Below are 23,384 nucleotides of genomic sequence, written 5' to 3'. Positions count from 1 at the left end.
GGGACGGCTCACTCGATGGTCTCGGAGTGGTGCTGCAGGAACGGCCGCACCTCGAGCCACTCGTGGATCGGCTTCCCGCCGTGGCCGGGGGCGGCGGAGAGCTCACCCGCCAGCTCGATCGCCCGGTCCTTCGACTCGACGTCGATGACCATCCAGCCGGCGATCAGGTCCTTGGTCTCGGCGAACGGACCGTCGACGGCCGGCGGCTTGCCGGGTCCGTCGTGGCGGACCCACATGCCCTCGGGCGCCAGCGCCTGGCCGTCGACGAACTCCCCGGTCTCGCGCAGCCGGTTGGCGAAGTCGTCCATGTACCGGATGTGGTCGTCGACCTCCTCGGGCGTCCACTGGTCCATCGGCACGTCGTTGACCGCCTCGGGCGCGCCTCGGTAGTGCTTGAGCAACAGGTACTTCGGCATCTCGGTCTCCTTGTCAGGTGCGGCCCATTGTGGCCGCGTCCACCCCGGGGACGGAGCCGGGCGCGGGTCCTCGACATGCTCCGGATGTTTTCTTCCGCGCCTCACCGCGGGCTCAGGGCCGGTCCACAGCCCGCGCACAGCATCGGCGCGCACGCTCGGACCATGAGCGACGACACGCCCCACGACGAGACCCAGCCGGTGCGCCCTGCCACTGCCACCGAACCGGCGGCGACCGAGGCCCCCGCGCAGAGGCGCGGCTTCCGGGAGCGCCTGCGAACCTGGCGCGGCCCCCGCGGCGGCGACCGGACGTACGGTCTCGCCGCGCTGATCGCCTCCGCTCTGGCCGGCATCATCGTCGGCGGTCTCGGTGTCGCGACGTTCCAGGCGGTCACCGACGACCACGACCGGGATCGCGCCGGCTGGGTCCAGCGCGACGACGACCGCGGTCCGGGCGACCGCGGCGGCATGCGTGGCGGTCCACGCGGCGTACCGGGTCAGCTACCGCCCACCACCGCCCCGGAGGACGAGGACGGCTCCGCCAGCTGACCCACCACCGACCGGCAGGGTGGCCAGCGGAAACCCGGTTGCCGGCGTGGGCGAGAATGGCGCCCGTTGTGAAGATCACCTATCCGGCCGAGCTCCCGGTCTCCGCGCGCCGCGAGGACATCGCCGCCGCCATCCGCGACCACCAGGTCGTCATCGTCGCCGGCGAGACCGGGTCGGGGAAGACCACCCAGCTGCCGAAGATCTGCCTCGAGCTCGGCCGCGGCCTCGGGTCGGCCGAGGGCGGCCGGCTCATCGGCCACACCCAGCCGCGCCGGATCGCCGCGCGATCGGTCGCTGAGCGGATCGCCGAGGAGCTCGACACCGAGCTCGGCGACGTCGTCGGCTACCAGGTCCGGTTCACCGACCGCACGTCGAAGGCGAGCCGCATCAAGCTGATGACCGACGGCATCCTGCTCGCCGAGCTCCAGCGCGACCGCGACCTGCGCAAGTACGACACGATCATCATCGACGAGGCCCACGAGCGCAGCCTCAACATCGACTTCCTGCTGGGCTACCTCAAGCGGCTGCTGCCGCGCCGGCCCGACCTCAAGGTGATCATCACCAGCGCGACGATCGACGTGGACCGCTTCGCCGCGCACTTCCGGGCGCCGGTGGTCGAGGTGTCGGGGCGCACGTACCCCGTCGAGGTCCGCTACCGCCCGCTGCTGGAGCTGCCCGAGAACGACGAGGACGGCGAGCCGGTCCAGCGCGACCAGACCGAGGCGATCCTCGACGCGGTGCGCGAGCTCTCCGCCGAGGGCCCGGGGGACGTGCTGGTCTTCCTGCCGGGCGAGCGGGAGATCCGCGACACCGCCGACGCCTTCCAGGCGCTGCAGAGTGACCGGCTCGAGATCGTCCCGCTCTACTCCCGCCTCAGCGCGGCCGACCAGCACAAGGTCTTCTCCAGCCACCCCTCCACCGTGCGCCGCGTGGTGCTGGCCACCAACGTCGCCGAGACGTCGCTGACGGTGCCCGGCATCAGGTACGTCGTCGACACCGGCGTCGCGCGGATCAGCCGCTACTCCGTGCGCACCAAGGTGCAGCGGCTGCCGATCGAGCCGATCAGCCAGGCCTCGGCCAACCAGCGGTCCGGTCGGTGCGGCCGTGTCGCGGAGGGCATCGCGATCCGGCTCTACTCCGAGGAGGACTTCGAGGCGCGCCCGGAGTTCACCGACCCGGAGATCCTGCGCACCAACCTCGCCAGCGTCATCCTGCAGATGGCCTCGCTCCGCCTCGGCGACATCGCCCGCTTCCCCTTCGTCGAGCCGCCCGACCGCCGCAACGTCAAGGCCGGCACCGACCTGCTGGAGGAGCTCGGCGCGGTGACGGCGGCGACCGATCGCCCCGGCGTACGCCTCACCGACGTCGGCCGGCGCCTGGCCCGGCTGCCGATCGACCCGCGGCTGGGCCGGATGATCCTCGAGGCCGAGCGCCTCGGCTGCCTGCGTGACGTCCTCGTCATCGCGGCGGCCCTGTCCATCCAGGACCCGCGCGAGCGGCCGGAGGAGCAGCGGGCGCAGGCCGACCAGCTCCACGCCCGCTTCAAGCACGAGTCCAGCGACTTCCTCACCTGGCTCAACCTGTGGCGCCACCTCAAGCAGCAGCAGCGCGAGCTGTCCTCGAGCGCCTTCCGGCGGATGTGCAAGCGCGAGCACCTCAACTACCTGCGCATCCGCGAGTGGCAGGACTACGAGTCGCAGCTGCGCCAGGTCTGCAAGGAGATGAAGCTCCACGTCGGCCACCCGTCCGATCTCCCCGACGAGGACGGCATCCACCAGGCCCTGCTGTCCGGCCTGCTCAGCCACATCGGTGCCCTGGAGGAGCGCGAGAAGGGCAAGCCGGGGGAGCGGCGGCCGATGCGGGAGTACCTCGGCGCCCGCAACGCCCGCTTCGCGATCTTCCCCGGCAGCGTCCTCAAGGGCCGCAACCCCGACTTCCTGATGAGCGCCGAGCTGGTCGAGACCTCGCGCCTGTGGGCCCGGCAGAACGCCGCCATCAAGGCCGAGTGGGCCGAGACCCTCGGCGCCCACCTGGTCAAGCGCACCTACTCCGAGCCGCACTGGTCGCGCAAGCGCGCCGCGGTGATGGCCCGCGAGCGGGTCACGCTGTACGGCGTCCCCCTGGTCGCCGACCGGCTCGTTCAGTACGGCCGCATCGACGCGCCCCTCGCCCGCGAGCTGTTCATCCGCCACGCCCTGGTGCAGCGCGAGTGGGACTCCCGGCACCGGTTCCTCGCCGAGAACACCCGCCTCCTCGAGGAGGCCGAGGAGCTCGAGCACCGGGCCCGGCGCCGCGACATCGTCGTCGACGAGGAGACCCTCTTCGAGTTCTACGACGCGCGCGTCGGGGCCGACGTGGTCAGCGGGCAGCACTTCGACCAGTGGTGGAAGCGCGCCCGGCAGAAGAAGCCCGACCTGCTGACCTTCGACCCGGCGATGCTCACCCACGACACGGCCGACGAGGTCCGGGCCAACGACTTCCCCACGCAGTGGCACGACCGCGACGAGGCCGGGCTGACGTTCCCGATCAGCTACCACTTCGAGCCCGGCGCCGTAGACGACGGCCTCACCATCGACGTCCCCGTCGCCACCCTCAACCGCATCGAGGCCGACGACTTCTCCTGGCTGGTGCCGGGCCTGCGCGAGGAGCTCGTGACCGAGCTGATCCGCTCGCTGCCCAAGAACCTCCGGGTAGCGATGGTGCCCGCGCCCAACACCGCCCGCGAGTTCCTCGCCGCGACCCCGCCGGGCGCCGAGCCGCTGCTCGACGCGCTCGAGCGCTTCGCGCGCAGCACCCGGAGCCTCGTCGTCCCGCGCGAGGCGTGGGACTGGTCCAAGGTGCCGGCCCACCTCCGCCCGACCTACCGGGTGGTGACCGAGGAGGGCGCCGAGGCCGGGCGCGGCAAGGACCTCGACGCGCTCAAGGAGCCACTGCGGCCGACCTTCGAGCAGGCGATGGCCGACGTCGCGTCCGACTCCGGGGTGACCGCGACCGGCCAGGTGGGGTGGACCTTCTGCACCGTCGAGGAGTCCTTCGTCCAGCGGCGTGCGGGCCACGAGGTCCGGGGCTTCCCGGCCCTCGTCGACGAGGGGACGACGGTCGGCCTGCAGGTGCTCGCGACGGCCGACGAGGCCGCGGCGCACCACCGCCTCGGCGTACGTCGCCTCGTGCTCCTCGCGCTCGGCCCGGCCGACCCGGTGGACGACGTGCTGGCCGCCGCCGGCCTCGACCAACGCGCCAAGCTGGCCCTGGTCGGCTCGCCCTACCCGTCGGTCGCCGACCTCCTCGACGACGTGCGCGCCGGCATCGTCGGCGAGGTCGTCGACCAGCACCCCACCGTGCGGGACGAGGCGGCGTACGACGCCGTGGGGGCCGCCTCGCGCGAGGCCGTCGCCTCGGGCATGGGGCCGGCGGTGCACGACGTCATGCGCGTGCTGGAGGCCTGGCGCACCACCGACCGGGCGATCTCCGGGCGGGCCGACCTGATGACGCTCCCCGCCCTCACCGACATGCGCGCGCAGGTCGGTCGGCTGATGGCGCCCGGCTTCGTGGGCGAGGCGGGGGTGCGCCGGCTGCGTGACTACCCGCGCTACCTCGCCGCCGTGACCCACCGCCGTGAGCGCCTCGACGGTCAGGTCGCCCGCGACCGCCAGCTGATGGACCAGCTCGCCGGGCTGCAGGAGGCGTGGCTGCACGCCGTCGCGGCGGTCCCCGACGGGCAGCCCGTGCCGCAGCACCTCCGCGACGCGCGGTGGCTGCTCGAGGAGTACCGCGTCTCGCTCTTCGCCCAGCAGCTCGGCACGGCCACCAAGGTCAGCGACCAGCGGATCCGCAAGGTGATGGCGCGGGCCTGAGGCTGCTCGCGTCCTAGGGTGGACCGGTGACCGGCCGCCAGCACCACCGCCCGATGACGCCCGGCGACGGGTTCTTCGCCGACATCGTGGGGGGAGCCGACCCCGCCCAGGTGCGCGAGGCCGGTGACCTGGCCGCGACCGTGCTCGTGCGCGGCGCCCGCGCGTCCGACGACCCCGAGGTCGCCGAGCGGGTGGTGCGCCTCGCCGACACCGAGGGGCTCGAGACGCTGGCGGAGGTCTGGTCGGGCGCCCCGGCCGACACGCTCGCGGGGAGCCTGTGGCGGCTGTTCCTCCTCCGCTCGTGGGTGTACGCCGACCCGGACCGGGTGGCCGGGGACTACGAGGCCGGTCAGCGTCGGGTCGACGTCGCCCGCGTGGTCGCCGGTGTCGCCGACCCGCCCGGTCCCGACGAGCTGCGCCGGATGGTCGACGACGTGCTGCGCGGGATCACTCGCGGCGACTTCGCGGTGACCCTCTTCCGTGCCGCCGCGTTCGCCCGCATCGTCGCCGCCGGTCGCGCCGCGCTCGGTAGCGCCACGCACCAGGAGATCACCCGGATGCTCGCCCTGTCGGAGCAGCTCGAGGCCGCGGGACAGGTGGAAATCAGGGACAGGCTCGCCTGAGGCGTTAAAATGTTCGTGAGTGCGTCGGGCTGTGGCAGCCCCGGGTCCCAAAATAAGCCGCTACGAGCGGCCACGCGCCGTGAGGCGCTCCCGGTCCGGCGCACTCACTCATCCCCGGTTCGTGTCCGGCCCCGGACTAGGCTCCCTGAGTGAGCATCGCCAAGCGCATCAGCGCGTTCTTCTCCGGCACCTCGTCCCCGAGCCGCCCTTCGTCGCAGGCTCCCGCGCCCGGCGGGTCGACGTACGCCCCCGAGATCGACGGCGAGCCCGACCCCGGCGAGGTCGTGTGGGCGTGGGTGCCCTACGAGGACGACCCGAGCCAGGGCAAGGACCGGCCCGTGCTGGTCCTCGACACCGCTGGGGACGGGCCGGACGACGGCTGGGTCGGGCTGATGCTCAGCAGCCAGGACCACGACCGCGACGCCGAGGACGAGGCCCGCTGGGGCCGGCACTGGATGGACGTCGGCACCGGCGGCTGGGACTCGCAGGGCCGCCCCAGCGAGGTGCGCCTCGACCGGCTGATCCGCCTCGAGCGAGGCAGCGTACGGCGGGAGGGAGCCGCGCTCGACGAGACGATCTTCACGTCCGTCGTCGAGGCTCGGCGTGGTCTGTCCCGATAGGGTCTGGCCGTGTCTCGCTCCTCCCTGCGCCGCGGTGCCCTGCTCGCGACGGCCCTCACGGTCGCCCTGACGACGGCTGCCTGCACCGGGGACGCCGAGCCCGACCCGCAGCCCACCCGGTCGCCGAGCGCGAGCCCGTCCGGCAAGCCGACCGAGAAGCCGCGCGAGGTCACCTTCGGCGCCTTCGGCACCGAGGAGGAGGTCGCGGCCTTCCAGAGCGTCGTGGACTCCTTCAACGCCTCGTCCACCACCCGCAGGGTCACCCTGCAGTCGTGGCCCGACCACGAGTCGGCGCTCGAGGACGTGCTCGCCGGCAACGCCCCCGACGCCTTCCTCACCTCGCGCATCGACCTCGACCAGCTCGTCGACGCCGAGGCGCTGCAGCCGGTGAGCCTGCTGCTCGACGAGCGCGGCGTCGACTTCGGCGACCGCTTCTCGCGCGACGCCGTCGACGCCTTCGCGATGGACGACGAGCTGCAGTGCATGGCCTACTCGGTCTCCCCGATGGTCGTCTACTACAACACCGACATCGTCGACTTCGACAAGATGGAGCGCCGGGACTACGACGTGCCGACCGCCAACGACGAGGGCGTCCGCGAGCGGTGGACCCTCGCGGAGTTCGGCGCCGCCGCCCAGTTCGCGTCGCGCCGCGGCGACCGCCGCGGGGTCTGGATCGACCCGACGCTGCAGGGCCTGGCGCCGTTCATCTACTCCGGCGGCGGGCAGGTCTTCGACGACGACGACGCGCCCACGTCCCTCGCCTTCAGCGACGACTCGACCCGCGAAGCGCTCAGCGAGACCCTCGCGATCCTGCGCAACGCCACGCTGACGCCGACCAACGCCCAGCTCGCTCGCGCGACGCCGGTGCAGCTGTTCAAGCGCGGTGAGCTCGCGATGGTGGCCGGCTTCCGCAACCTCGTGCCGGAGCTGCGCGAGGCCGAGGACCTCGACTTCGACGTCCTGCCGATGCCGGTCATCGACGACCGCGCCACGGTCGGTGACATCAGCGGGCTGTGCATCTCGGCCGACTCCGAGGTGACCGGGGACGCGGCCGACTTCATCGCCTACGCCGTCTCGGACTCGGCGATGTCCACGGTCGCCACGACCGGATACATCGTCCCGGCCAACACCTCGGTGGCCGCCTCGCCCCAGTTCCTCGCGCCCTACGACGAGCCCGCCAACGCGGCCGCGTTCAACTCCAGCATCCGCTACATGGTCGTGCCGCCGTTCATCGACCAGCGTGAGGAGCTGGTCGAGGCGGTGACGCCGCTGCTGGAGCAGCTCGTCACCGCGCCCGGCGTGCTCGACCTGGAGACGACGACCGAGCAGATCGACGAGGTCTCGCGGACCATCCTCTCCCCCGAGGAGACCGAGGAGACCGAGTCGCCGGAGCCGACCGAGTCACCGTCGGAGTAGGCGTCGGGGTCGGGCCGGCCTACTCCCGCTCGGCGCCGAGGATCGCGCCCACCAGGGCGCCGGTGACCAGCTCGGCCTGCCAGGGCCGGGCGCCGTACGACGTCAGCTGGGCGCGGACGGCCTCGGCCAGCTCGGCCGGCTCGCGGGTCGCCGGGGGCGCCCACATCAGCCGGCGGAGGTAGTCGGGGGTGAGCAGGTTCTCCACCGGCAGGTGGTGCACCTCGGCGAGGTTGAGCATCGCCTCGCGGGCAGCCTTGAAGCGACGGTCGGCGACCGGCTCGCGCTCGGCCCAGGTGCGCGGGTGCGGCGGTCCGTCGCCGCGGGGAGCCCGGGTGGGCAGGTCGTCCTCGTCCATCTCGCGGACCCGGCGCAGGGCCTCGACCCAGGTCGCGGCGTAGCGGCTGGCGCCGCGGCCGTGGAAGCCCTGCGTGGCGAGCAGGGCGCGACGGTCGGTGGGCATGGCCGTCGCTGCGACCACGATCGCCGAGTCGGGCAGGATCCTGCCCGGGGTGACGTCGCGCTCGGCGGCGATCTCGTCGCGCGCCTCCCACAGCGCGCGGGCAGCACCGAGGGCGCGGCGCCCGCGCAGCCGGTGCACGCCTGACGTACGACGCCACGCGTCGACCCGGACGGCCGGCTCGAAGCCCAGCAGGTGGTCGAACTCCTGGCGCGCCCACTCTGCCTTGCCGGCCCGCTCGAGCTCGGTGGCCATGTGCTCGCGCAGCTCGAGGAGCACCTCGACGTCGAGCGCGGCGTACTCCAGCCACGACTCCGGCAGCGGGCGGGTGGACCAGTCGGCGGCCGAGTGCTCCTTGCGCATCCGCTGGCCCAGCACGGTCTCCACCAGGGTGGCCAGGCCGACGCGCGGGTAGCCGAGGAGGCGGCCGGCGAGCTCGGTGTCGAAGAGGCTGGTCGGGGTGAGGCCGACCTCGCGCAGGCACGGGAGGTCCTGGGTGGCGGCGTGCAGGATCCACTCGGAGCCCTCGAGGGCCTCCTGCAGCGGTGCGAGCGTCGACATCTCGATGGGGTCGACGAGCCACGTGCCGGCGCCCTCGCGGCGCAGCTGGATGAGGTAGGCGCGGTTGGAGTACCGGTAGCCCGAGGCCCGCTCGGCGTCGATGGCGACCGGACCGGTCGCGGCGGCCAGCGCGGCGCATGCCTCCAGCAGGCCGGCGTCGGTGTCGACGACGTCGGTCAGCCCGTCGCGCAGCTCCAGCAGCGGGGCGGGCGGCGGGGGCGGTACGTCGACCGCGTCAGCCGTCACGTCAGCGGCGGGGCCGTCGTCCGGCCCGTCGTCGGGTCGGGCTCCGGTCGGGGTGTGGTCTGCGCTGTCGGGCATCGGGTCAGGTGCCGCGCTGTCCGCGTCGGCTGGGGATGGCCGTGACGCCCTCGGGCACCGGCGGCAGGCCGACGGCGGTGCACATGAGCTCGCCCCACGCCTCGACGTGCGCGGTCATGTCGAGCCCGCCGTCCTCGTCGACGTCGGGCGTCCACGAGGCGCGGATCTCGACCTGGGCGGAGCCGGCCTCGTCGGCCATCCCGCCGAAGCTCTCGGTGGTGACGCACGTGACCGTGCCGGACGCCGCGTGGTGGCCGGCGCCGTGGGCGTCGAGCGCCTCGACCAGCCACGACCAGCCGACGGCGGCGAGCATCGGGTCGGCGCCGAGCTCGGGGTCGATGTCGGCACGGGCGTAGGCCACGCAGCGGAACGTGCCGTCCCACGCGTCGTTGCCGGCGGGGTCGTGCAGCAGGATCAGCCGCCCGGTGCCGAGGTCGTCCTCGTCGACGGTGACGTCTGCGCTCAGCGCGGACGACCACGGCGCGATGCGCTGCGGTGCGGGCATCTCCTCGCAGAAGACCTCCGGGCGCAGCGAGGCCCGACGCATCGACTCCACAGCCGCGCGGAACTCCGCGGGCCCAGCCGCGGCAGCATTGCCCGGGTGGGTCTCGTGACGGGCCACCATGAGGTCAGAGTAGGCCAGCGCCCGGCTCTGCCGATGTGCCGCCACGCCGCCCCACCTGCGAAGATTCGGGGGTGACCGACGCCGTACCCACGCCCCATCCCGGACTGGCCCGGAGCCCCTTCCTCGCGGCGGCGCGCGGGGAGGTCCCGTCCCACACCCCGGTCTGGTACATGCGACAGGCGGGCCGCTCGCTGCCGGAGTACCTGAAGGTGCGCGAGGGCATCGGGATGCTGGAGTCCTGCATGGACGCCGACCTGGTCACCGAGATCACCCTGCAGCCCGTACGCCGCTACGGCGTGGACGCGGCGATCTTCTTCTCCGACATCGTGCTGCCGCTCAAGGCGGTCGGGGTCGACCTGGACATCAAGCCCGGCGTCGGGCCCGTGGTGGCCTCGCCGGTGCGCACGCTCGCCGACGTCGAGGCGATCCCCGACCTGACGCCCGAGCACGTCCCCTACATCTCCCAGGCCGTGCGCCAGCTGACCGCTGAGCTCGGCGCGACGCCGCTCATCGGCTTCGCCGGCGCCCCCTTCACCGTCGCCTCCTACCTCGTCGAGGGCGGGCCGTCGAAGGAGCACGCGAAGACCAAGGCCATGATGTTCGGCGCTCCCGACGTGTGGGACGCGCTCATGCGCAAGATCGCAGGGATCGCCGCGGCCTACCTCGGCATCCAGGTCGAGGCCGGCGCGTCGGCCGTGCAGCTCTTCGACTCCTGGGCGGGCGCGCTGACCCCGGCCGACTACCGCGCGTCGGTGATGCCGCACTCGCAACGGGTGCTCGCCGCGGCCGGCGAGCTCGGCGTGCCGCGCATCCACTTCGGTGTCGGCACCACCAACCTGCTCGGCCTGATGGGCGAGGCCGGTGCCGACGTGGTCGGTGTCGACTGGCGTACGCCGCTGGAGCAGGCGATCCCGCTCGTGGGCGACCGGTCGGTCCAGGGCAACCTCGACCCCACGCTCGTGTTCGCGCCCACCGAGGTGATGACCGCACGGGCAGCAGAGATCCTCCGGGCGGGGCGGGCGGCCAAGGGCCACATCTTCAACCTCGGCCACGGGGTCATCCCCTCCACGGACCCGGGTCAGCTCACGGCGCTGACCGAGTTCGTCCAGGGCTGGTCGACCGAGGCGAGGTAGATCCGGGCCTGGCGCACCAGGGCCCGCTGCAGGTCGTGCAGCGGCTCGGGCACGCGTTCGGCCCGCCGGCGCAGCATCAGCAGCGTCACGGTCGTCTGGTCGGTCCGGATCTGACGCGTGGTCAGCACGCCGGCGTCCACGAGCGGGTCGGCGACGATCGAGAAGTCGGGCAGCACCGAGATCCCGAGCCCGGCCGCCACCATGGCCTTGCCCATCTCGGCCCCGTCGGTGGCGTACGTCGTGCCGGGCAGGCTGCCGGCGAAGAGCCGGTGGGCGTAGCGGTGCATCACGAACCCGGGCCGCATGAGGACGTGCGGCTCCGCACGGAGGTCGTCGACGGTGACCTCCTCCTGCGTGGTCAGCCGGTGCCCGACTGGGAGGCAGGCGACCGGGGTGCCCTCGATCAGCCGGTCCGCGACGAGCGTGGGCGGAACCTCGTCGCCGGGCAGCACGTTGACCAGGCCCAGGTCGAGCGACCCCTCGGCCAGGCCCTGCTGGATGTCGACCTGCCGCCCGTTGACGACCTCGACGCCGCCTGACCCGTGGCGGGCGTGCAGGTCGCGCAGGGCGGGGGCCAGGAGGCTGGCCGAGGCGGTGACGACGGTGCCGATGCGCAGGTCGCGACGGCGTACGGACTGCTGGCCCGCGGCCTGGCGCAACCGGTCGACGGCCTCGAGGACCTCCGTCATGTTCTGAAGGAGGTCGAGGCCCTGGCGGCTGATCCGCGAGCCGGTGCGACGACGGTCGAGCAGCGTCGCGCCGAGCTCCTTCTCCAGCTTGGTCACCGCCTCGCTCAGGGCCGGCTGCGAGATGTGCATCGCCTCGCTCGCACGGCGCAGCGAGCCGTGCTCGGTCACCGCTGCGAGGTACTCCAGCTGTTCGATCCGCACCTGATTGCTCCTGCTCTCGCTCGCCCGTCGACCGGGGTGGTCGGCAAAACCTGCTACCGGAAGGTCGTGATCCGCGATCCGGCTCCCTAAAGTCTACTAAGTAACTATACAAAACGGGAGGAACTCACCCATGACCACCCTGCGTGTCCGGCCCACCCGCCGCCGGAACGACGACCTCGTCGGCCGTCCGACCACCGACCTGCTGTCTGAGTGGGCGCCCGTCCTCGAGGCCGTCGCCGACGGCGCCTTGGAGCGGGAGCTCGACGGAGAGCTCCCTGTCGAGGCGGTCCGCCTGCTGAAGGCCGAGGGGTTCGGGGCGCTGCGCGTGCCCGTCTCCTTCGGCGGCGGCGGGCACGACCTCGTCGACCTCACGCGGCTGTGGATCGAGCTCGCTGCCGTCGACGCCAACCTGCCGCAGGCGTTCCGTGGGCACTTCGCGCTCGTCGAGGACCGGCTGTGGCACCACGCTCGCAGCAGCGACCAGCGCGTGTGGTTCGACCGGTTCGTGGCCGGCGAGACGGCCGGCAACGCGTGGTCGGAGGTCGGTTCGGACATCGACCTGCCGCGCACGGTGCTGCGCCCGCGCGCGGACGGGTCGTACCGCCTCGACGGCACGAAGTACTACACGACCGGGACCATCTTCGCGGAGTGGGCCGATGTCCACGCGCGCCTGGCGCGGCCTGGGCACCCGGACGAGGTGGAGGAGCCCACGGCCATCGCGCTCGTCGACACCCGGGACCCGGGCGTGGGCGTCGTCGACGACTGGAACGGCTTCGGCCAGAAGGGCACGGGCAGCGGCACCACGACGTTCGACAACGTCGGCGTGCCGGCCGAGCACGTGCTGCCCTTCGAGGACCGGTTCCCCTACCAGACCGCGTTCTACCAGCTCAACCTCCTCGCCACGCTCACCGGCATCGCGAGGGCCGCGCTGCGCGACGTGGTCGACGCCGTGCAGAGGCGCACCCGCAACTTCTCCCACGCCAATGCGCCTCGCGTGCGCGACGACGCCCAGGTGCTCGCGCTCGTCGGCCAGGTGGCCGCTGCCGTGTACGCCGCCGACGCAGCCACCCTGCGCGTGGCGGCCAGCGTCCAGGCCGTCGCGGGTGCACCCCTCGCGAGCGCCGAGAAGATCGCGGCCCTCGTCGAGGCGAGCGAGATCGAGTCCTCGACCGCGCAAGTCGTGGTCTCCGAGCTGGTCCTGCGGGCCACCTCTGACATCTTCGACGCCCTCGGTGCCTCCGCGACCGCCCGACCGCTCGCCCTCGACCGCCACTGGCGCAACGCCCGCACGGTCGCCTCGCACAACCCGCGCATCCTCAAGGCGCGGGTCGTCGGCGCCCACGCCGTCAACGGCACGCCGCCGCCGTACGCCTGGTCGATCGGCGCGACGCGGCGGCGCCAGGACTGGGACGACGCGCGGCCCCGGCCCGTCGACGCCGGCTGAGACCGACCGGTCACGCACCGGCTCCGGAGGGGGTGGAGGGAGGTGCCATGTGCTGCCTGCAAGGCACCGCCTTCCGCCCCCTCGACATCCCCGGGCGAGGTGGGTCCGCAGTGTTGGAGGAGTCGCTGCTACGTTTGTCTACAAGATCAATAGAATTTATGTGTCGCCGACCCGGCGCTCCGACCTCCCGAGAGGATCGACGATGAAGTTCCACTGGTTCCTGCCCACCAACGGCGGCGACGGCCGACAGGTCGTCAGCGGCGGCCACGGCGTCTCCCACGGCGCCGGCGGGCGCCCCGCGAGCGTGCCCTACCTCGGGCAGGTCACCCGCAGCGCCGAGCAGCTCGGCTTCGCGGCGGCGCTGACCCCGACGGGGGCGTGGTGCGAGGACGCGTGGCTGACCACGGCGATGCTGGCTCCGCTGTCGGAGCGGCTGAAGTTCCTCGTCGCGTTCCGCCCGGGCATGACGTCGCCGACGCTGGCCGCGCAGATGGCCGCCACCTTCCAGAACCTCTCGGGCGGCCGGCTGCTGCTCAACGTCGTGACGGGCGGCGAGTCGCACGAACAACGCGCCTACGGCGACTTCCTCGACAAGGACGCGCGCTACGAGCGCTGCGACGAGTTCCTCGAGATCGTCCGCCGGCTGTGGACCGGTGACGAGGTGACGTACGCCGGACGCCACCTCCGGGTGGAGCACGCGCGCCTGCAGCAGCTGCCCGACCCGGTCCCGGGGATCTACTTCGGCGGCTCGTCGCCCGCCGCCGGCCTCGTGGCGGCGAAGCACGCCGACGTCTACCTGACCTGGGGCGAGCCGCCGGCCGCCGTGGCCAGGAAGATCGCGTGGATCCGCGAGCTGGCCGAGCAGCAGGGCCGCGAGATCCGCTTCGGCATCCGGATGCACACCATCAACCGCGACACCGCCGAGGAGGCGTGGGCCGAGGCCGACCGCCTGCTCGAGGGCATCGAAGACGCCGAGATCCGCCGGGTGCAGGAGGGCCTGAGGAAGTCGGAGTCGGTCGGCCAGCAGAACATGCTCGCCCTCAACAACGGCTCGCGCGACAGCCTGGAGATCCACCCCAACGTCTGGGCCGGTGTCGGCCTGGTCCGCGGCGGGGCCGGCACCGCGCTCGTCGGCAGCCACGAGGAGGTCGCCGACCGCATCGAGGAGTACGCCGACCTCGGCATCGAGGAGTTCGTGCTCTCGGCCTACCCGCACCTCGAGGGCGCCTACCACTTCGGCGAGGGCGTGCTGCCGGTGCTGGAGAAGCGGGGCCTGTGGACGAACCCGGCACCGGTCGCCGCCAACGCGTCGGTGCCGTTCGGCGGCCAGCGGGCCGCTTCGTGAACGCGCCGGTGAGCGCCCGGGTCGCCGTCGTGGTCGGCAACCCCAAGCCACGTTCGCGCACGTACGAGTCCGCGCTGACCCTCGCCGACCGGTTCGGTGGTGCCGACCTGGTCGTCGACCTGGCCGACCACGCCGCGGAGCTCTTCGACTGGGGAGCGCCGCGCGTCACCGAGCTGGTCGAGGAGGTCGCCTCGAGCCTGGTGGTGATCGTCGCCAGCCCCATCTACAAGGCGACCTACACCGGCCTGCTCAAGGCGTTCCTCGACCGCTTCCCCCACCAGGGGCTCGGCGGCGTCACCGCCGTCCCCCTGATGCTCGGCTCGTCGCCGGTCCACTCGCTCGCGACCGAGCACGGGCTCAGGCCCCTCCTCGTCGAGCTGGGCGCGTCGGTGCCGACCCGCGGTCTCTCCCTCCTCGACTCCGAGCACGACCGCCCCGAGCCGTACGACGCCTGGTTCGCCACCGCGCAGCAGCTCTTGCCCACCCTGCCCGCTCCCACCCCTTCCCTGGAGGCAACTCACATGGAGGCGACGTCCGCATGACCGCACCCGCCCACGCACGTACCGTGTCCTTCCCGGCCATCGACCAGCGCACCCTGCGCGACGCCTTCGGCGCCTTCCCCTCCGGCGTGGTCGCCGTCGCGGCGTCGGTGAAGGGGCAGCTCACCGGCATCGCCGCGTCGTCGTTCACCTCCGTGAGCATCGACCCGCCGCTCGTGTCGTTCTCCATCTCGACCACGAGCTCCACCTGGCCGCTGCTGCGCGAGGCCGACCACCTCGGCATCAGCGTCCTGGCCGACCACCACGACGCCGTGTGCCGGCAGCTGGCCGGGCCGCGCGAGGAGCGCTTCGCGGGCCTTCCGTTCGTGGTCACCGGCACCGGGGCGGTGCTGCTCGACGAGGCCGTGGCCACCTACGACTGCTCCCTGCACGAGGAGGTCGTCGCGGGTGACCACGTCATCGTGCTCCTCGAGGTGCACCAGGTCGGAGGCGGCGACGGTGAGCACCCACTCGTCTTCCACCGCTCCGCCTTCGCCAAGCTGCACCGCGACGACCTCGACCACGCCCGCCTCGACGGCCGGATCAACGGCGCCGAGGTCGACCGGGGTGATCGGGAGTCCGGCTCCTCCGACGCGGAGGACGCCGCGTGAGCGCCCACGCCGCGCCGAAGCCTGCGCAGGCGCCGCCCACGCCCCGCCGAGTGGCGCTCGCCTCGGCCGTCGGCGCCACCATCGAGTGGTACGACTTCTTCCTCTACGGCACCGCCGCCGCCGTGGTCTTCGACAAGCTCTACTTCAACGGCCTCGACGGTCCGGCCGCGCAGTTCGCGGCCTTCGCCACCTTCGCCGTCGGCTTCTTCGCCCGTCCCATCGGCGGCCTCGTCTTCGGCCACTACGGCGACCGCATCGGCCGCAAGCAGATGCTGCTGCTGACCCTGGTCATCATGGGCGTCGGCACCGCCCTCATCGGCATGCTGCCGACCTACGACCAGATCGGTGTCTGGGCCCCGATCGCCCTGGTGCTGCTGCGGGTGCTGCAGGGCATCGGCGTCGGAGGGGAGTACGGCGGCGCCGTCCTGCTGGCGGTCGAGTACGCCCCGGCCGGGCGCCGTGGCTTCTACGGCAGCTTCGCCCACATCGGCGTGCCCGGTGGTCTCGTGCTGGCCGCCGGTGCCTTCTCCCTTGCCGGGATGCTGCCCGAGGACGACTTCCTCGCCTGGGGCTGGCGCGCCTGCTTCCTGGTGAGCATCGTGCTGCTCGGCATCGGCGCCTACATCCGGCTCTCGGTGATGGAGACCCCGGAGTTCGCCAAGGTCCAGGAGCGCAAGGAGATCTCTCGCCTGCCATTGCGCGACCTGCTGCGGGAGCAGCCCCGGCCGCTGCTGCTCGGCATGGGCACCCGATACATCGAGGGCTTCACCTTCAACCTGTTCTCGGTGTACCTGCTCGCCTACGTCGCGACCAACCTCGAGCTGCCGCGCAGCTGGGCGCTGGACGCGATCCTGGTCGGCGCCGCGCTCGGGGTCGTGCTGGTGCCGGTCGCCGGTGCCCTCAGCGACCGGGTGGGCCGCAAGCCGGTCTACCGTGTCGGCGCCTGGATCGGCCTGCTGTTCGCCTTCCCGGCGGCCTTCCTCGTCCAGACCGAGGACCGGTGGGCCATCTCGCTGGTCTTCGTCGTCGGGCTCGGCGTCATCTACGGGACGGTCTACGGACCGCTCGCGGCGTTCTGGTCCGAGCTGTTCGACACCCGCTACCGCTACACCGCGCTCAGCACGCTCTACCAGGTCTCCGGCATCCTCGCCTCCGGCCTGACCCCGCTCATCGCGGCGTGGCTGGTGACCCGCGGCGACGGCACGTTGTGGTGGGTCGCCGCCTACAACGTCCTCGTCGCGGCGATCTCGCTGGTGTGCGCCCGGTTCCTGCCCGAGACCCGCGGCCGTGGCCTCGACCGGGCGGACGCGGCGCCGGAGCCTGTCCACGAGCGGGTGCCCGCGTAGACGCACGGACACAACCCTCGACGGGGCGCCCGGACCACGCGTGGCACCCCGTCGCGGGACGGGTTCTGTCCGCGCGGCTACGCGGCGGGCGTCCGGGTCGCAGCCGTCCGGCGGCGGCGTAGGACGAGCCAGACCGGCAGCCCGAGCACCAGCGCGACAGCGGCGAAGGGCAGCAGGGCGCCGAGGATGGTGCTCAGGACGGTGACCACGGCCCCGAGGGCCTTCGAGCCGCCGTCGAGCCCGGCCAGGAAGCCTGCGGGCCGCTCCTTCTCCTCGGGCTCGTCCTCGACGACCTGGTGGGTGGAGATGTCGACGGTGATGGTCGACAGCGAGGTCTGGTCGGACAGCCACGACTGCTGCGACTTCAACGAGTCGAGCTCGGCCTGCCGGCCGGTGAGCTGGGACTCGATCCAGATCACGTCCTTGAGGTCGCGGGCCTCGGCGAGCAGCAGCTCGACCCGGCGCAGGCTGGCCTCCTGGGCGCGGACCCGGGCTCCGGTGTCGATGACCTGGGTGGTCACGTCCTCCGAGCCGCGGGCGGACGAACGCAGCACCCCGACCTGCTCGAGCGCGGACATCGTCTCGCCGAACTTCGCGCTCGGCACGCGCACGACCATCCGCACGTACGACGTGTCGCCCTCGGAGTCGGTCTCGGTGGTCTCGTCGGTGATCTCACCGCCCTGCGCGTCGACCACGCGCTGCACGTCCCGGCGGGTCTCCCGGACGTCCTCACCGGCGAGCGAGACCGTGCCGCTGGAGATGACCGACCGCTGCAGCTCGGGAGTGGTCGGACCGTCAGTCGATCCGTCCTCCGAGCCGGCGGTGTCGCCCTGCGAGGTCGACCGGTCCGCCCCTGACGAGGTGGCCGACGAGCTCCCGGACGAGCTGCCGGACGAGTTCCCGGCCGAGTCGCCGGACGTCTCGCTCGACACCTCCCCGGAGACGGCATCCCCGCCGCCGCTGTCGTCGGCCGAACAGGCGGCCAGCAGGGCCGTCATGGCGAGGGCGGTGGCGAGTCCGGTGAGGAGTCGCGCGCTGCGGGAGCGGGTCGCGGTGAGGGTCATGGCCGTCCGACGCCGCCGGGTCGGGTGCCGGTTCCGGTCGTGACTGAACTGTGACTCGTCAGGCCTTCTTGCTCGACGCCCGCTTCGCGGTGCGCTTGGTGGTGGTGACCTTCGGCGGCGCAGCCGTGGGCGGCGCCTCCTTGTCGGGCACCTTCTTGTCAGCGGCCTTCCTCCCAGCAGGCTTGTGGCCCTTGAGCCGGACCCGCAGGGCGTTCCCGCTGCCCGAGGCCTCGAGGTAGGGCTGGGCGGCGACGAGGGTGCTCAGCCGCGCCCCCGGCCCGGCGAAGTTGCGCGCGTCGAAGGACGGGTGGGTGCGGATCAGCTGGTTGCCCAGCGCGGGCAGGAGTGCCCAGCCGTCGTCGTCCGAGACCGCGTTGACCGCGCGGGTGAGCGCGCTCTGCAGGTTGATGGACGGCGTGTCCGTCTCGTCGGCGTCGCCGGCCTCGTCGTCGGCGTCCTCGTCGTCGGACTGGTCGGTGACGACGGCGAGGTCGATGAACTTGTCGCAGGCGTTGCGCAGCGACTCCGGCGCCTTGTTCTCCCCGAGCACGTAGACCTTCTTGCCCGACTCGCGGAGACGGTGGGCGAGGCTGGTGAAGTCGCTGTCGCTCGTGACGAGCGCGAACGCCTCCACGTTGCCGTCGTACAGCAGGTCCATCGCGTCGATCACGAGCGCGAGGTCGGTGGAGTTCTTGCCGGACGTGTAGGCGTTCTGGTGCATCGCGCGCAGGCCGAGGCGGTTGAGCTTGCGCGCCCACTGGGTCAGGTGCGGATTCGTCCAGTCGCCGTAGACGCGCCGGATGGTCGGGTCGCCGTACTTCGCGACCTCGCCGAGCACCTCGTCGGCGTAGGCGGGTCGCGTGTTGTCGGCGTCGATCATGACCGCGATGCGGTCGGCGGCTCCCGTGGACTCCATGGGTGCAGCCTAGGTCCACGCAGGCCTGCGGGACGGCTCTGGCAGGCTGGTGGCGTGAGGCGGGACGCGGTGGTCGTGGGTGGCGGGATCGCCGGGCTGGTCGCCGCACGGGAGCTCGCCGCGACCGGACGTGACGTGCTGCTCCTCGAAGGCTCCCCGCACGTCGGCGGCAAGCTCCGCAGTGCCGAGGTCGCCGGGCTCACCGTCGACGTCGGCGCCGAGGCCATGCTGGCCCGCCGGCCCGAGGGCCTGGCGCTCGCCGCGGAGGTCGGCGCCGACGTGGTGCACCCGACGCCCGCTGCGTCGGCGGTCTGGTCCCGGGGAGCGCTCCGCACCATGCCGCGCTCGCTGATGGGCGTGCCCTTCGACCTCGACCAGCTGGCCGCCAGCGGGGTGCTGAGCGCTGACGGCCTGGCCCGTGCCGGCGCCGAGACCGACGTGCTCGTCGACGACGACGTCTCGGTCGGCGACCTGGTGGCCGCCCGGCTCGGCGACGAGCTCGTCGACCGGCTCGTCGAACCCCTGCTGGGAGGGGTGTACGCCGGCCACGCGCGCCGCATCTCCGCGGCCGCGGCCGTGCCCCAGCTGCTCGCCATGGCCCGCCGCGGCAGCCTGCTCGAGCAGGCAACGGCCGTGCCGACCTCGACCGCCCCGGTCTTCGCCACGCTCCCCGGCGGCATGGGTCGCCTGCCCGGCCTCGTCGTCGAGGGCGGCGGCTTCGAGGTGCGCACCTCGGCGACCGTTCGCGCCCTCAGCCGTACGACGAGCGGATGGGCGCTGACCGTCGGACCGACCACCCGCCCCGAGACCGTCGAGGCCGACGTGGTCGTCCTTGCGACCCCGGCCGCCGCCACCGCCCGCCTGCTGGGCGAGGTCGCTCCGGACGCCGCGGAGGAGCTCGCCGCCGTCGAGGCCGCGAGCGTCGCCGTCGTCACGCTCGCCTTCCGGTCGCGCGACGTCCCCGACGCGCTGTTCGACCGGTCGGGGTTCCTGGTACCGCCCGTCGAGCGGCGCACCATCAAGGCCTCGACCTTCTCCTTCGCCAAGTGGGCATGGGTGCGCGACCTCGATCCCGACGTCGTCGTGCTGCGCACCTCCCTCGGGCGCCACGGCGAGGAGGCCGTCCTGCAGGCCGACGACGAGGGGCTGGTGCGCGTCTCGCTCGCCGACCTCGCCGCGATGGCCGGCATCACCGCCCGACCCGTCGACACCCACGTGCAGCGGTGGGGTGGCGCGCTGCCGCAGTACGCCGTCGGTCACCTCGACCGCGTCGCGCGGATCCGCGCCGCGGTCGCCGGTCAGCCCGGGCTCGCGGTGTGCGGGGCGGCGTACGACGGCGTCGGCATCCCCGCGGTGATCGGCTCGGCCCGGCAGGCCGTGGCCTCGGTCACACGGGCAGAATGAACTCATGACCGAGACGGACCAGGAGAAGACCAACGCCGCCCGCACCCGGGAGCTCAACGACACCATCCGCTACACGATGTGGTCGGTGTTCCGGCTCCGCGACGTCCTGGGCGACGACGCCGACCGCGCCGCCGAGGCGACCGACGTCGAGGCGCTCGTCGAGGTGCTGGCCGAGCAGGACGTCAAGGTCCGCGGGATCTACGACGTCAGCGGGCTGCGCGCCGACGCCGACGTCATGGTGTGGTGGCACGCCGCCGACTCCCAGCAGCTGCAGGGCGCCTTCAACGCGTTCCGGCGCACCGCCTTCGGCCGCCGCCTCGAGCCGGTCTGGTCGCAGATGGCGCTGCACCGCCCGGCGGAGTTCAACAAGTCGCACATCCCGGCGTTCCTCGCCGACGAGGAGCCGCGCGCGCACGTGTGCGTCTACCCCTTCGTGCGGTCCTACGAGTGGTACCTCCTCGACGACGGCGAACGCCGCCGGATGCTCGCCCAGCACGGCCAGCAGGCCCGCGGCTATGCCGACGTACGCGCCAACACGGTCGCCTCGTTCGCCCTCGGCGACTACGAGTGGATGCTGGCCTTCGAGGCCGACGAGCTGCACCGCATCGTCGACCTGATGCGCGACCTGCGCGCCTCCGACGCCCGCCGCCACGTGCGCGAGGAGGTGCCGTTCTACACCGGTGCCCGCGTCACGCCGAAGGAGCTGCTCGACCGCCTGCCCTGACCCGCCTGCCTGACCCGCCCGGTGCTGACCCGGGAACGGCTCGGGCAGCGGTAGCGTCGGAGGACCATGAGGATCCTCGCCGCTGCTGCCGTGCTGTCCCTGCTGGGCGCCGCCACCGCCTGCTCCACCGAGGCCGAGATGAAGGCCGTCGACCCGTCGAGCTCGGGTGACTCCGCCGCGACCGCGACGACGGGTGAGGCGCCGACACCGGTGCCGGACGGTGAGGTGCGCACGAGCGGGCTCGTGACCGTGCTCGACTCCGGCGGCGGTCCGGAGATGTGCCTGGGCGCCGTCGCCGAGTCCTACCCGCCCCAGTGCGGCGGGCCCGCCCTCGCCGACTTCGACTGGGGCGACGTCGGCTCGGAGGAGGCGGGTGGGGTGACCTGGGGGCAGTACGCCCTGACCGGCACCTACGACGGCACGACGTTCACCGTCACCGACGCCATCCCGGCCGCGCTGTACGACGTGATGAAGCAGCCGGGCGCCGGTGGCCTGGACCCGGCGTGCGACGTCGCGACCACGACCGATCCCGAGAAGGCGACCCCCGAGGACATGGACGCCACCCTCGCGGCTGCCTCCGCGCTGCCGACCTATGCCAGCTCCTGGCTGAGCAACGGCACGATCAGCGTCGCGGTGACCGGCGACGCCGAGGCGGCCGAGTCGACCCTGCGCGAGACGTGGGGCGGGCTGCTGTGCGTGACGGTCGTCGAGAAGAGTGACGCCGACCTCAACGAGGTCAACCAGGAGCTGCAGGCCGCGCTCGGCGACCAGCTGCTGACCAGCGGGTCGTCGGCGCCCGACTCGCTCGACGCGCAGGTCGTCTACGACGACGGTTCGATCCAGGAGTGGGCCGACGCGACGTACGGCGACGGGCTCGTGCGGATCAGCTCGTCGCTGGTCCCCGCCTCCTGACCCGGGCCGGCAGATATCTGAGGACGCGGTGAACGCGGATCGGGCCGATCCACGTGCATCACGTCCTCAGATATCGGGTGGGTGGATCAGATGACGTGCCCCGCCCGCATCCGGCCACCGGGGTCGACCTGTGCCCGTAGCGCGCGGAGACGCGCCCAGTCGGCCTCGTCGTAGCAGCGGCGGGCGCTGTCGGCGTGCTCGGCGAAGGTGGGCAGCTCTCGCTGCGCGGACCACGGCTCGAGGGCGGCGACCACGCGGGCGGCGTCCGCGCGGACCGCTGCGTACGCCTCGGGCGTGGGCGCGATGCCGACGAAGAACGCCGCGAACCGGGCGTCGACCGCGCCCACCGCCCCGCCCGACTCCGTACGACGGGCGAGTGCGCCGCCGAGCTGACGGAGCTCCGCGGCCAGCAACGTCGTCGTCGTGCCGGGTCCGACCTCCGTGAGGAAGGCCTGCACGGCCTCCTCCGGCAGGTCGGCCAGCAGCGTGTGGTCGGCCCCGGACGGCGCACCGCCCTCGGGGTCCATGTGGATCCGGGTGACCGCGGTGGCCGGCACCCGGGCGAAGGTGTCCATCTCAGGGGCGAGCGCGCGCAGGGGCGCGAGCAGCTCCTCGGCCGTCCGGTCGTCGGCCAGGACGGCTCCGTCGATGACGACGAGCTGGCGCCCGCTGAGGAACGGCGGCAGCTCGGGCAGCGGTGGGAAGGACAGCACGCGGAACGACGTGGTGACCTCCTCCGGCGCGTCCTGCGTCCACGCCGCCCAGGCGCGCAGCACCTCCGGCGCGGCCTCGCGGTCCCAGAGGAGCATGCCGGCGTAGGCGTCGGCGTGGGGCAGGAGGGAGATCTCCAGCGCCGTCACGACGCCGAAGTTGCCGCCGCCCCCGCGTAGCGCCCAGAAGAGGTCGGCGTGGTGGTCGGCGTCGACGCGCAGCAGCTCGCCGTTGGGCGTCACCAGCTCCACGGCGGCGACGCTGTTCGCGGCGAAGCCGTGCTTGCGGGCGTACCACCCGATGCCGCCGCCGAGGCAGTAGCCGGCGACCGCCACGTCGGGCGAGCTCCCGTGGAGCGCGGCCAGGCCGTGCTCGGCCGCCGCCTCGACGACGTCCTGCCACAGCGTGCCGCCCTCGACGCGGGCGATCCGCGCCTCAGGGTCGACGGTGACCCCGGTCAGGGCCGACATCCGGACCACGACGACGTCGTCGAGGGAGCCCAGGGTGAGCAGGGCGGCGGCGTGGCCCGTGCTGATCGGGGCTACCCGGAGCCCGGCGTCGAGCGCGGCGTGCATGACGTCGGCGACGTCGGCCGCGCTGCGGGGAACGGCCACGGCCGCGGGCCGCAGGTCGGCTGCCAGGTTCCACGGGGTACGGAGGACGTCGTACGCCTCGTCGCCCGGGAGGTGCACGGCTCCGCCGCAGAGGCCTCGCAGGTGCTCGGCCGGGGTGTCGGCTGGGGTGTCGGCCGGGGTGTCGGCCGGGGTGTCGATGGTGGTCATCGTGGGTTCTTCTCTCGTTCGGGTGGAGCTGACCCGACGAGGATGGCGCCGGCGACGGGGCCGCGGCGATCCCAGTCAGCAGGGGAGTTGCGCTCCCAGTGATCTGGACCAGTGGTGCCTCCCA

Annotated in this window: 21 protein-coding genes; 14 read left to right on the top strand and 7 right to left on the bottom strand. The window is 73.1% G+C overall.

The features are described 5' to 3' along the window. Window positions 1-8: 8 nt before the first annotated feature. Window positions 9-416, bottom strand: a complete 408-nt coding sequence (locus tag HOO61_RS00560) for a YciI family protein (protein ID WP_172255969.1) — start codon at window positions 414-416, stop codon at window positions 9-11. A gap of 162 nt (window positions 417-578) precedes the next feature. Between HOO61_RS00560 and HOO61_RS00555 the strand changes: the two genes are divergently transcribed. From HOO61_RS00555 to HOO61_RS00535, 5 genes are all read left to right on the top strand, one after another. Further along, window positions 579-962: a hypothetical protein gene (locus HOO61_RS00555; protein WP_172255967.1), complete on the top strand. Its 384-nt coding sequence runs from the start codon at window positions 579-581 to the stop codon at window positions 960-962. A 56-nt stretch (window positions 963-1,018) separates the two neighbouring features. Further along, on the top strand, window positions 1,019-4,816 hold the full coding sequence (gene hrpA, locus HOO61_RS00550; RefSeq protein WP_172255965.1) for an ATP-dependent RNA helicase HrpA: 3,798 nt from the start codon (window positions 1,019-1,021) through the stop codon (window positions 4,814-4,816). 26 nt (window positions 4,817-4,842) lie between these two features. Then, a complete protein-coding gene (locus HOO61_RS00545) occupies window positions 4,843-5,439 on the top strand; it encodes a hypothetical protein (protein ID WP_367649964.1) in 597 nt (198 codons plus the stop codon). A 149-nt stretch (window positions 5,440-5,588) separates the two neighbouring features. Next, the gene (locus HOO61_RS00540) at window positions 5,589-6,059 is read left to right on the top strand and encodes a type II toxin-antitoxin system PemK/MazF family toxin (RefSeq protein ID WP_172255963.1); all 471 of its coding nucleotides are present in this window, start codon (window positions 5,589-5,591) and stop codon (window positions 6,057-6,059) included. A 9-nt stretch (window positions 6,060-6,068) separates the two neighbouring features. Then, window positions 6,069-7,475 carry an extracellular solute-binding protein gene (locus HOO61_RS00535; protein ID WP_172255961.1) on the top strand — a complete coding sequence of 469 codons (1,407 nt, stop codon included), beginning with the start codon at window positions 6,069-6,071 and terminating at the stop codon, window positions 7,473-7,475. A gap of 19 nt (window positions 7,476-7,494) precedes the next feature. Here the strand turns inward: HOO61_RS00535 and HOO61_RS00530 are convergent, their stop codons facing one another. Both HOO61_RS00530 and HOO61_RS00525 read right to left on the bottom strand, forming a co-directional pair. Beyond that, window positions 7,495-8,814: an HRDC domain-containing protein gene (locus HOO61_RS00530; RefSeq protein ID WP_172255959.1), complete on the bottom strand. Its 1,320-nt coding sequence runs from the start codon at window positions 8,812-8,814 to the stop codon at window positions 7,495-7,497. A 4-nt stretch (window positions 8,815-8,818) separates the two neighbouring features. Further along, entirely contained in the window at window positions 8,819-9,439 is a 621-nt protein-coding gene (locus tag HOO61_RS00525) for a DUF3000 domain-containing protein (protein ID WP_172255957.1), read from the bottom strand. Window positions 9,440-9,510: 71 nt separating this feature from the next. Here HOO61_RS00525 and hemE point away from each other — a divergent pair, with 71 nt between their 5' ends. Further along, on the top strand, window positions 9,511-10,572 hold the full coding sequence (gene hemE / locus HOO61_RS00520; protein ID WP_367649963.1) for a uroporphyrinogen decarboxylase: 1,062 nt from the start codon (window positions 9,511-9,513) through the stop codon (window positions 10,570-10,572). Here hemE and HOO61_RS00515 read toward each other — a convergent pair. Next, a complete protein-coding gene (locus HOO61_RS00515) occupies window positions 10,518-11,462 on the bottom strand; it encodes a LysR family transcriptional regulator (protein WP_172255955.1) in 945 nt (314 codons plus the stop codon). The two genes, hemE and HOO61_RS00515, sit on opposite strands and share 55 nt — an antisense overlap. Window positions 11,463-11,592: 130 nt before the next feature. On the opposite strand from HOO61_RS00515, the gene HOO61_RS00510 reads away from it, so the two are divergent. The 5 genes from HOO61_RS00510 to HOO61_RS00490 all read left to right on the top strand — a co-directional run bounded on the left by HOO61_RS00510 (window position 11,593) and on the right by HOO61_RS00490 (window position 16,747). Then, window positions 11,593-12,906 carry an acyl-CoA dehydrogenase family protein gene (locus HOO61_RS00510; RefSeq protein WP_172255953.1) on the top strand — a complete coding sequence of 438 codons (1,314 nt, stop codon included), beginning with the start codon at window positions 11,593-11,595 and terminating at the stop codon, window positions 12,904-12,906. Between the two features lie 202 nt (window positions 12,907-13,108). Next, window positions 13,109-14,251, top strand: coding sequence for an LLM class flavin-dependent oxidoreductase (locus HOO61_RS00505; RefSeq protein ID WP_172255950.1), 1,143 nt, complete (start codon window positions 13,109-13,111; stop codon window positions 14,249-14,251). Then, window positions 14,248-14,793: an NAD(P)H-dependent oxidoreductase gene (locus HOO61_RS00500; protein ID WP_216658495.1), complete on the top strand. Its 546-nt coding sequence runs from the start codon at window positions 14,248-14,250 to the stop codon at window positions 14,791-14,793. The genes HOO61_RS00505 and HOO61_RS00500 overlap by 4 nt, the downstream gene beginning before the upstream one ends. After that, the gene (locus HOO61_RS00495; protein WP_172255947.1) at window positions 14,790-15,401 is read left to right on the top strand and encodes a flavin reductase family protein; all 612 of its coding nucleotides are present in this window, start codon (window positions 14,790-14,792) and stop codon (window positions 15,399-15,401) included. Before HOO61_RS00500 ends, HOO61_RS00495 begins: the two co-directional genes overlap by 4 nt. After that, entirely contained in the window at window positions 15,398-16,747 is a 1,350-nt protein-coding gene (locus HOO61_RS00490; RefSeq protein ID WP_172255944.1) for an MFS transporter, read from the top strand. The genes HOO61_RS00495 and HOO61_RS00490 overlap by 4 nt, the downstream gene beginning before the upstream one ends. Before the next feature lie 77 nt (window positions 16,748-16,824). On the opposite strand, the gene HOO61_RS00485 is transcribed toward HOO61_RS00490, so the two are convergent. Continuing rightward, window positions 16,825-17,811, bottom strand: coding sequence for a DUF4349 domain-containing protein (locus HOO61_RS00485; protein ID WP_172255941.1), 987 nt, complete (start codon window positions 17,809-17,811; stop codon window positions 16,825-16,827). A gap of 58 nt (window positions 17,812-17,869) precedes the next feature. Next, window positions 17,870-18,727, bottom strand: coding sequence for an NYN domain-containing protein (locus HOO61_RS00480; RefSeq protein WP_172255938.1), 858 nt, complete (start codon window positions 18,725-18,727; stop codon window positions 17,870-17,872). Window positions 18,728-18,781: 54 nt separating this feature from the next. Here HOO61_RS00480 and hemG point away from each other — a divergent pair, with 54 nt between their 5' ends. The 3 genes from hemG (at window position 18,782) to HOO61_RS00465 (ending at window position 21,767) form a co-directional block, all read left to right on the top strand. Continuing rightward, window positions 18,782-20,131 (top strand): protoporphyrinogen oxidase, encoded by a 1,350-nt coding sequence (gene hemG, locus HOO61_RS00475; RefSeq protein ID WP_367649962.1) that lies wholly within the window; start codon window positions 18,782-18,784, stop codon window positions 20,129-20,131. Window positions 20,132-20,135: 4 nt separating this feature from the next. After that, entirely contained in the window at window positions 20,136-20,855 is a 720-nt protein-coding gene (gene hemQ / locus HOO61_RS00470; RefSeq protein WP_172255936.1) for a hydrogen peroxide-dependent heme synthase, read from the top strand. 66 nt (window positions 20,856-20,921) lie between these two features. Beyond that, window positions 20,922-21,767, top strand: a complete 846-nt coding sequence (locus HOO61_RS00465; RefSeq protein ID WP_172255932.1) for a hypothetical protein — start codon at window positions 20,922-20,924, stop codon at window positions 21,765-21,767. Window positions 21,768-21,853: 86 nt separating this feature from the next. Here HOO61_RS00465 and HOO61_RS00460 read toward each other — a convergent pair whose 3' ends face one another. Continuing rightward, window positions 21,854-23,260, bottom strand: a complete 1,407-nt coding sequence (locus HOO61_RS00460) for an FAD-binding oxidoreductase (protein ID WP_172255929.1) — start codon at window positions 23,258-23,260, stop codon at window positions 21,854-21,856. Window positions 23,261-23,384: the final 124 nt, after the last annotated feature.

The organism is Nocardioides sp. zg-1230 (assembly GCF_013155335.1).
GTDB lineage: Bacteria > Actinomycetota > Actinomycetes > Propionibacteriales > Nocardioidaceae > Nocardioides.
This window is presented reverse-complemented; position numbering and strand designations above follow the sequence as displayed.

What these genes read in the sequence shown, in the direction of transcription:
- HOO61_RS00560 (WP_172255969.1), bottom strand. Translation starts at nt 416, where the DNA reads ATGCCGAAGTACCTGTTGCTCAAGCACTACCGAGGCGCGCCCGAGGCG.
- HOO61_RS00495 (WP_172255947.1), top strand. Translation starts at nt 14,790, where the DNA reads ATGACCGCACCCGCCCACGCACGTACCGTGTCCTTCCCGGCCATCGAC.
- HOO61_RS00480 (WP_172255938.1), bottom strand. Translation starts at nt 18,727, where the DNA reads ATGGAGTCCACGGGAGCCGCCGACCGCATCGCGGTCATGATCGACGCC.
- HOO61_RS00460 (WP_172255929.1), bottom strand. Translation starts at nt 23,260, where the DNA reads ATGACCACCATCGACACCCCGGCCGACACCCCGGCCGACACCCCAGCC.
- HOO61_RS00555 (WP_172255967.1), top strand. Translation starts at nt 579, where the DNA reads ATGAGCGACGACACGCCCCACGACGAGACCCAGCCGGTGCGCCCTGCC.
- hemQ (WP_172255936.1), top strand. Translation starts at nt 20,136, where the DNA reads ATGACCGAGACGGACCAGGAGAAGACCAACGCCGCCCGCACCCGGGAG.
- HOO61_RS00505 (WP_172255950.1), top strand. Translation starts at nt 13,109, where the DNA reads ATGAAGTTCCACTGGTTCCTGCCCACCAACGGCGGCGACGGCCGACAG.
- HOO61_RS00530 (WP_172255959.1), bottom strand. Translation starts at nt 8,814, where the DNA reads ATGCCCGACAGCGCAGACCACACCCCGACCGGAGCCCGACCCGACGAC.
- hrpA (WP_172255965.1), top strand. Translation starts at nt 1,019, where the DNA reads ATGGCGCCCGTTGTGAAGATCACCTATCCGGCCGAGCTCCCGGTCTCC.
- HOO61_RS00510 (WP_172255953.1), top strand. Translation starts at nt 11,593, where the DNA reads ATGACCACCCTGCGTGTCCGGCCCACCCGCCGCCGGAACGACGACCTC.
- HOO61_RS00485 (WP_172255941.1), bottom strand. Translation starts at nt 17,811, where the DNA reads ATGACCCTCACCGCGACCCGCTCCCGCAGCGCGCGACTCCTCACCGGA.
- HOO61_RS00525 (WP_172255957.1), bottom strand. Translation starts at nt 9,439, where the DNA reads ATGGTGGCCCGTCACGAGACCCACCCGGGCAATGCTGCCGCGGCTGGG.
- HOO61_RS00465 (WP_172255932.1), top strand. Translation starts at nt 20,922, where the DNA reads ATGAGGATCCTCGCCGCTGCTGCCGTGCTGTCCCTGCTGGGCGCCGCC.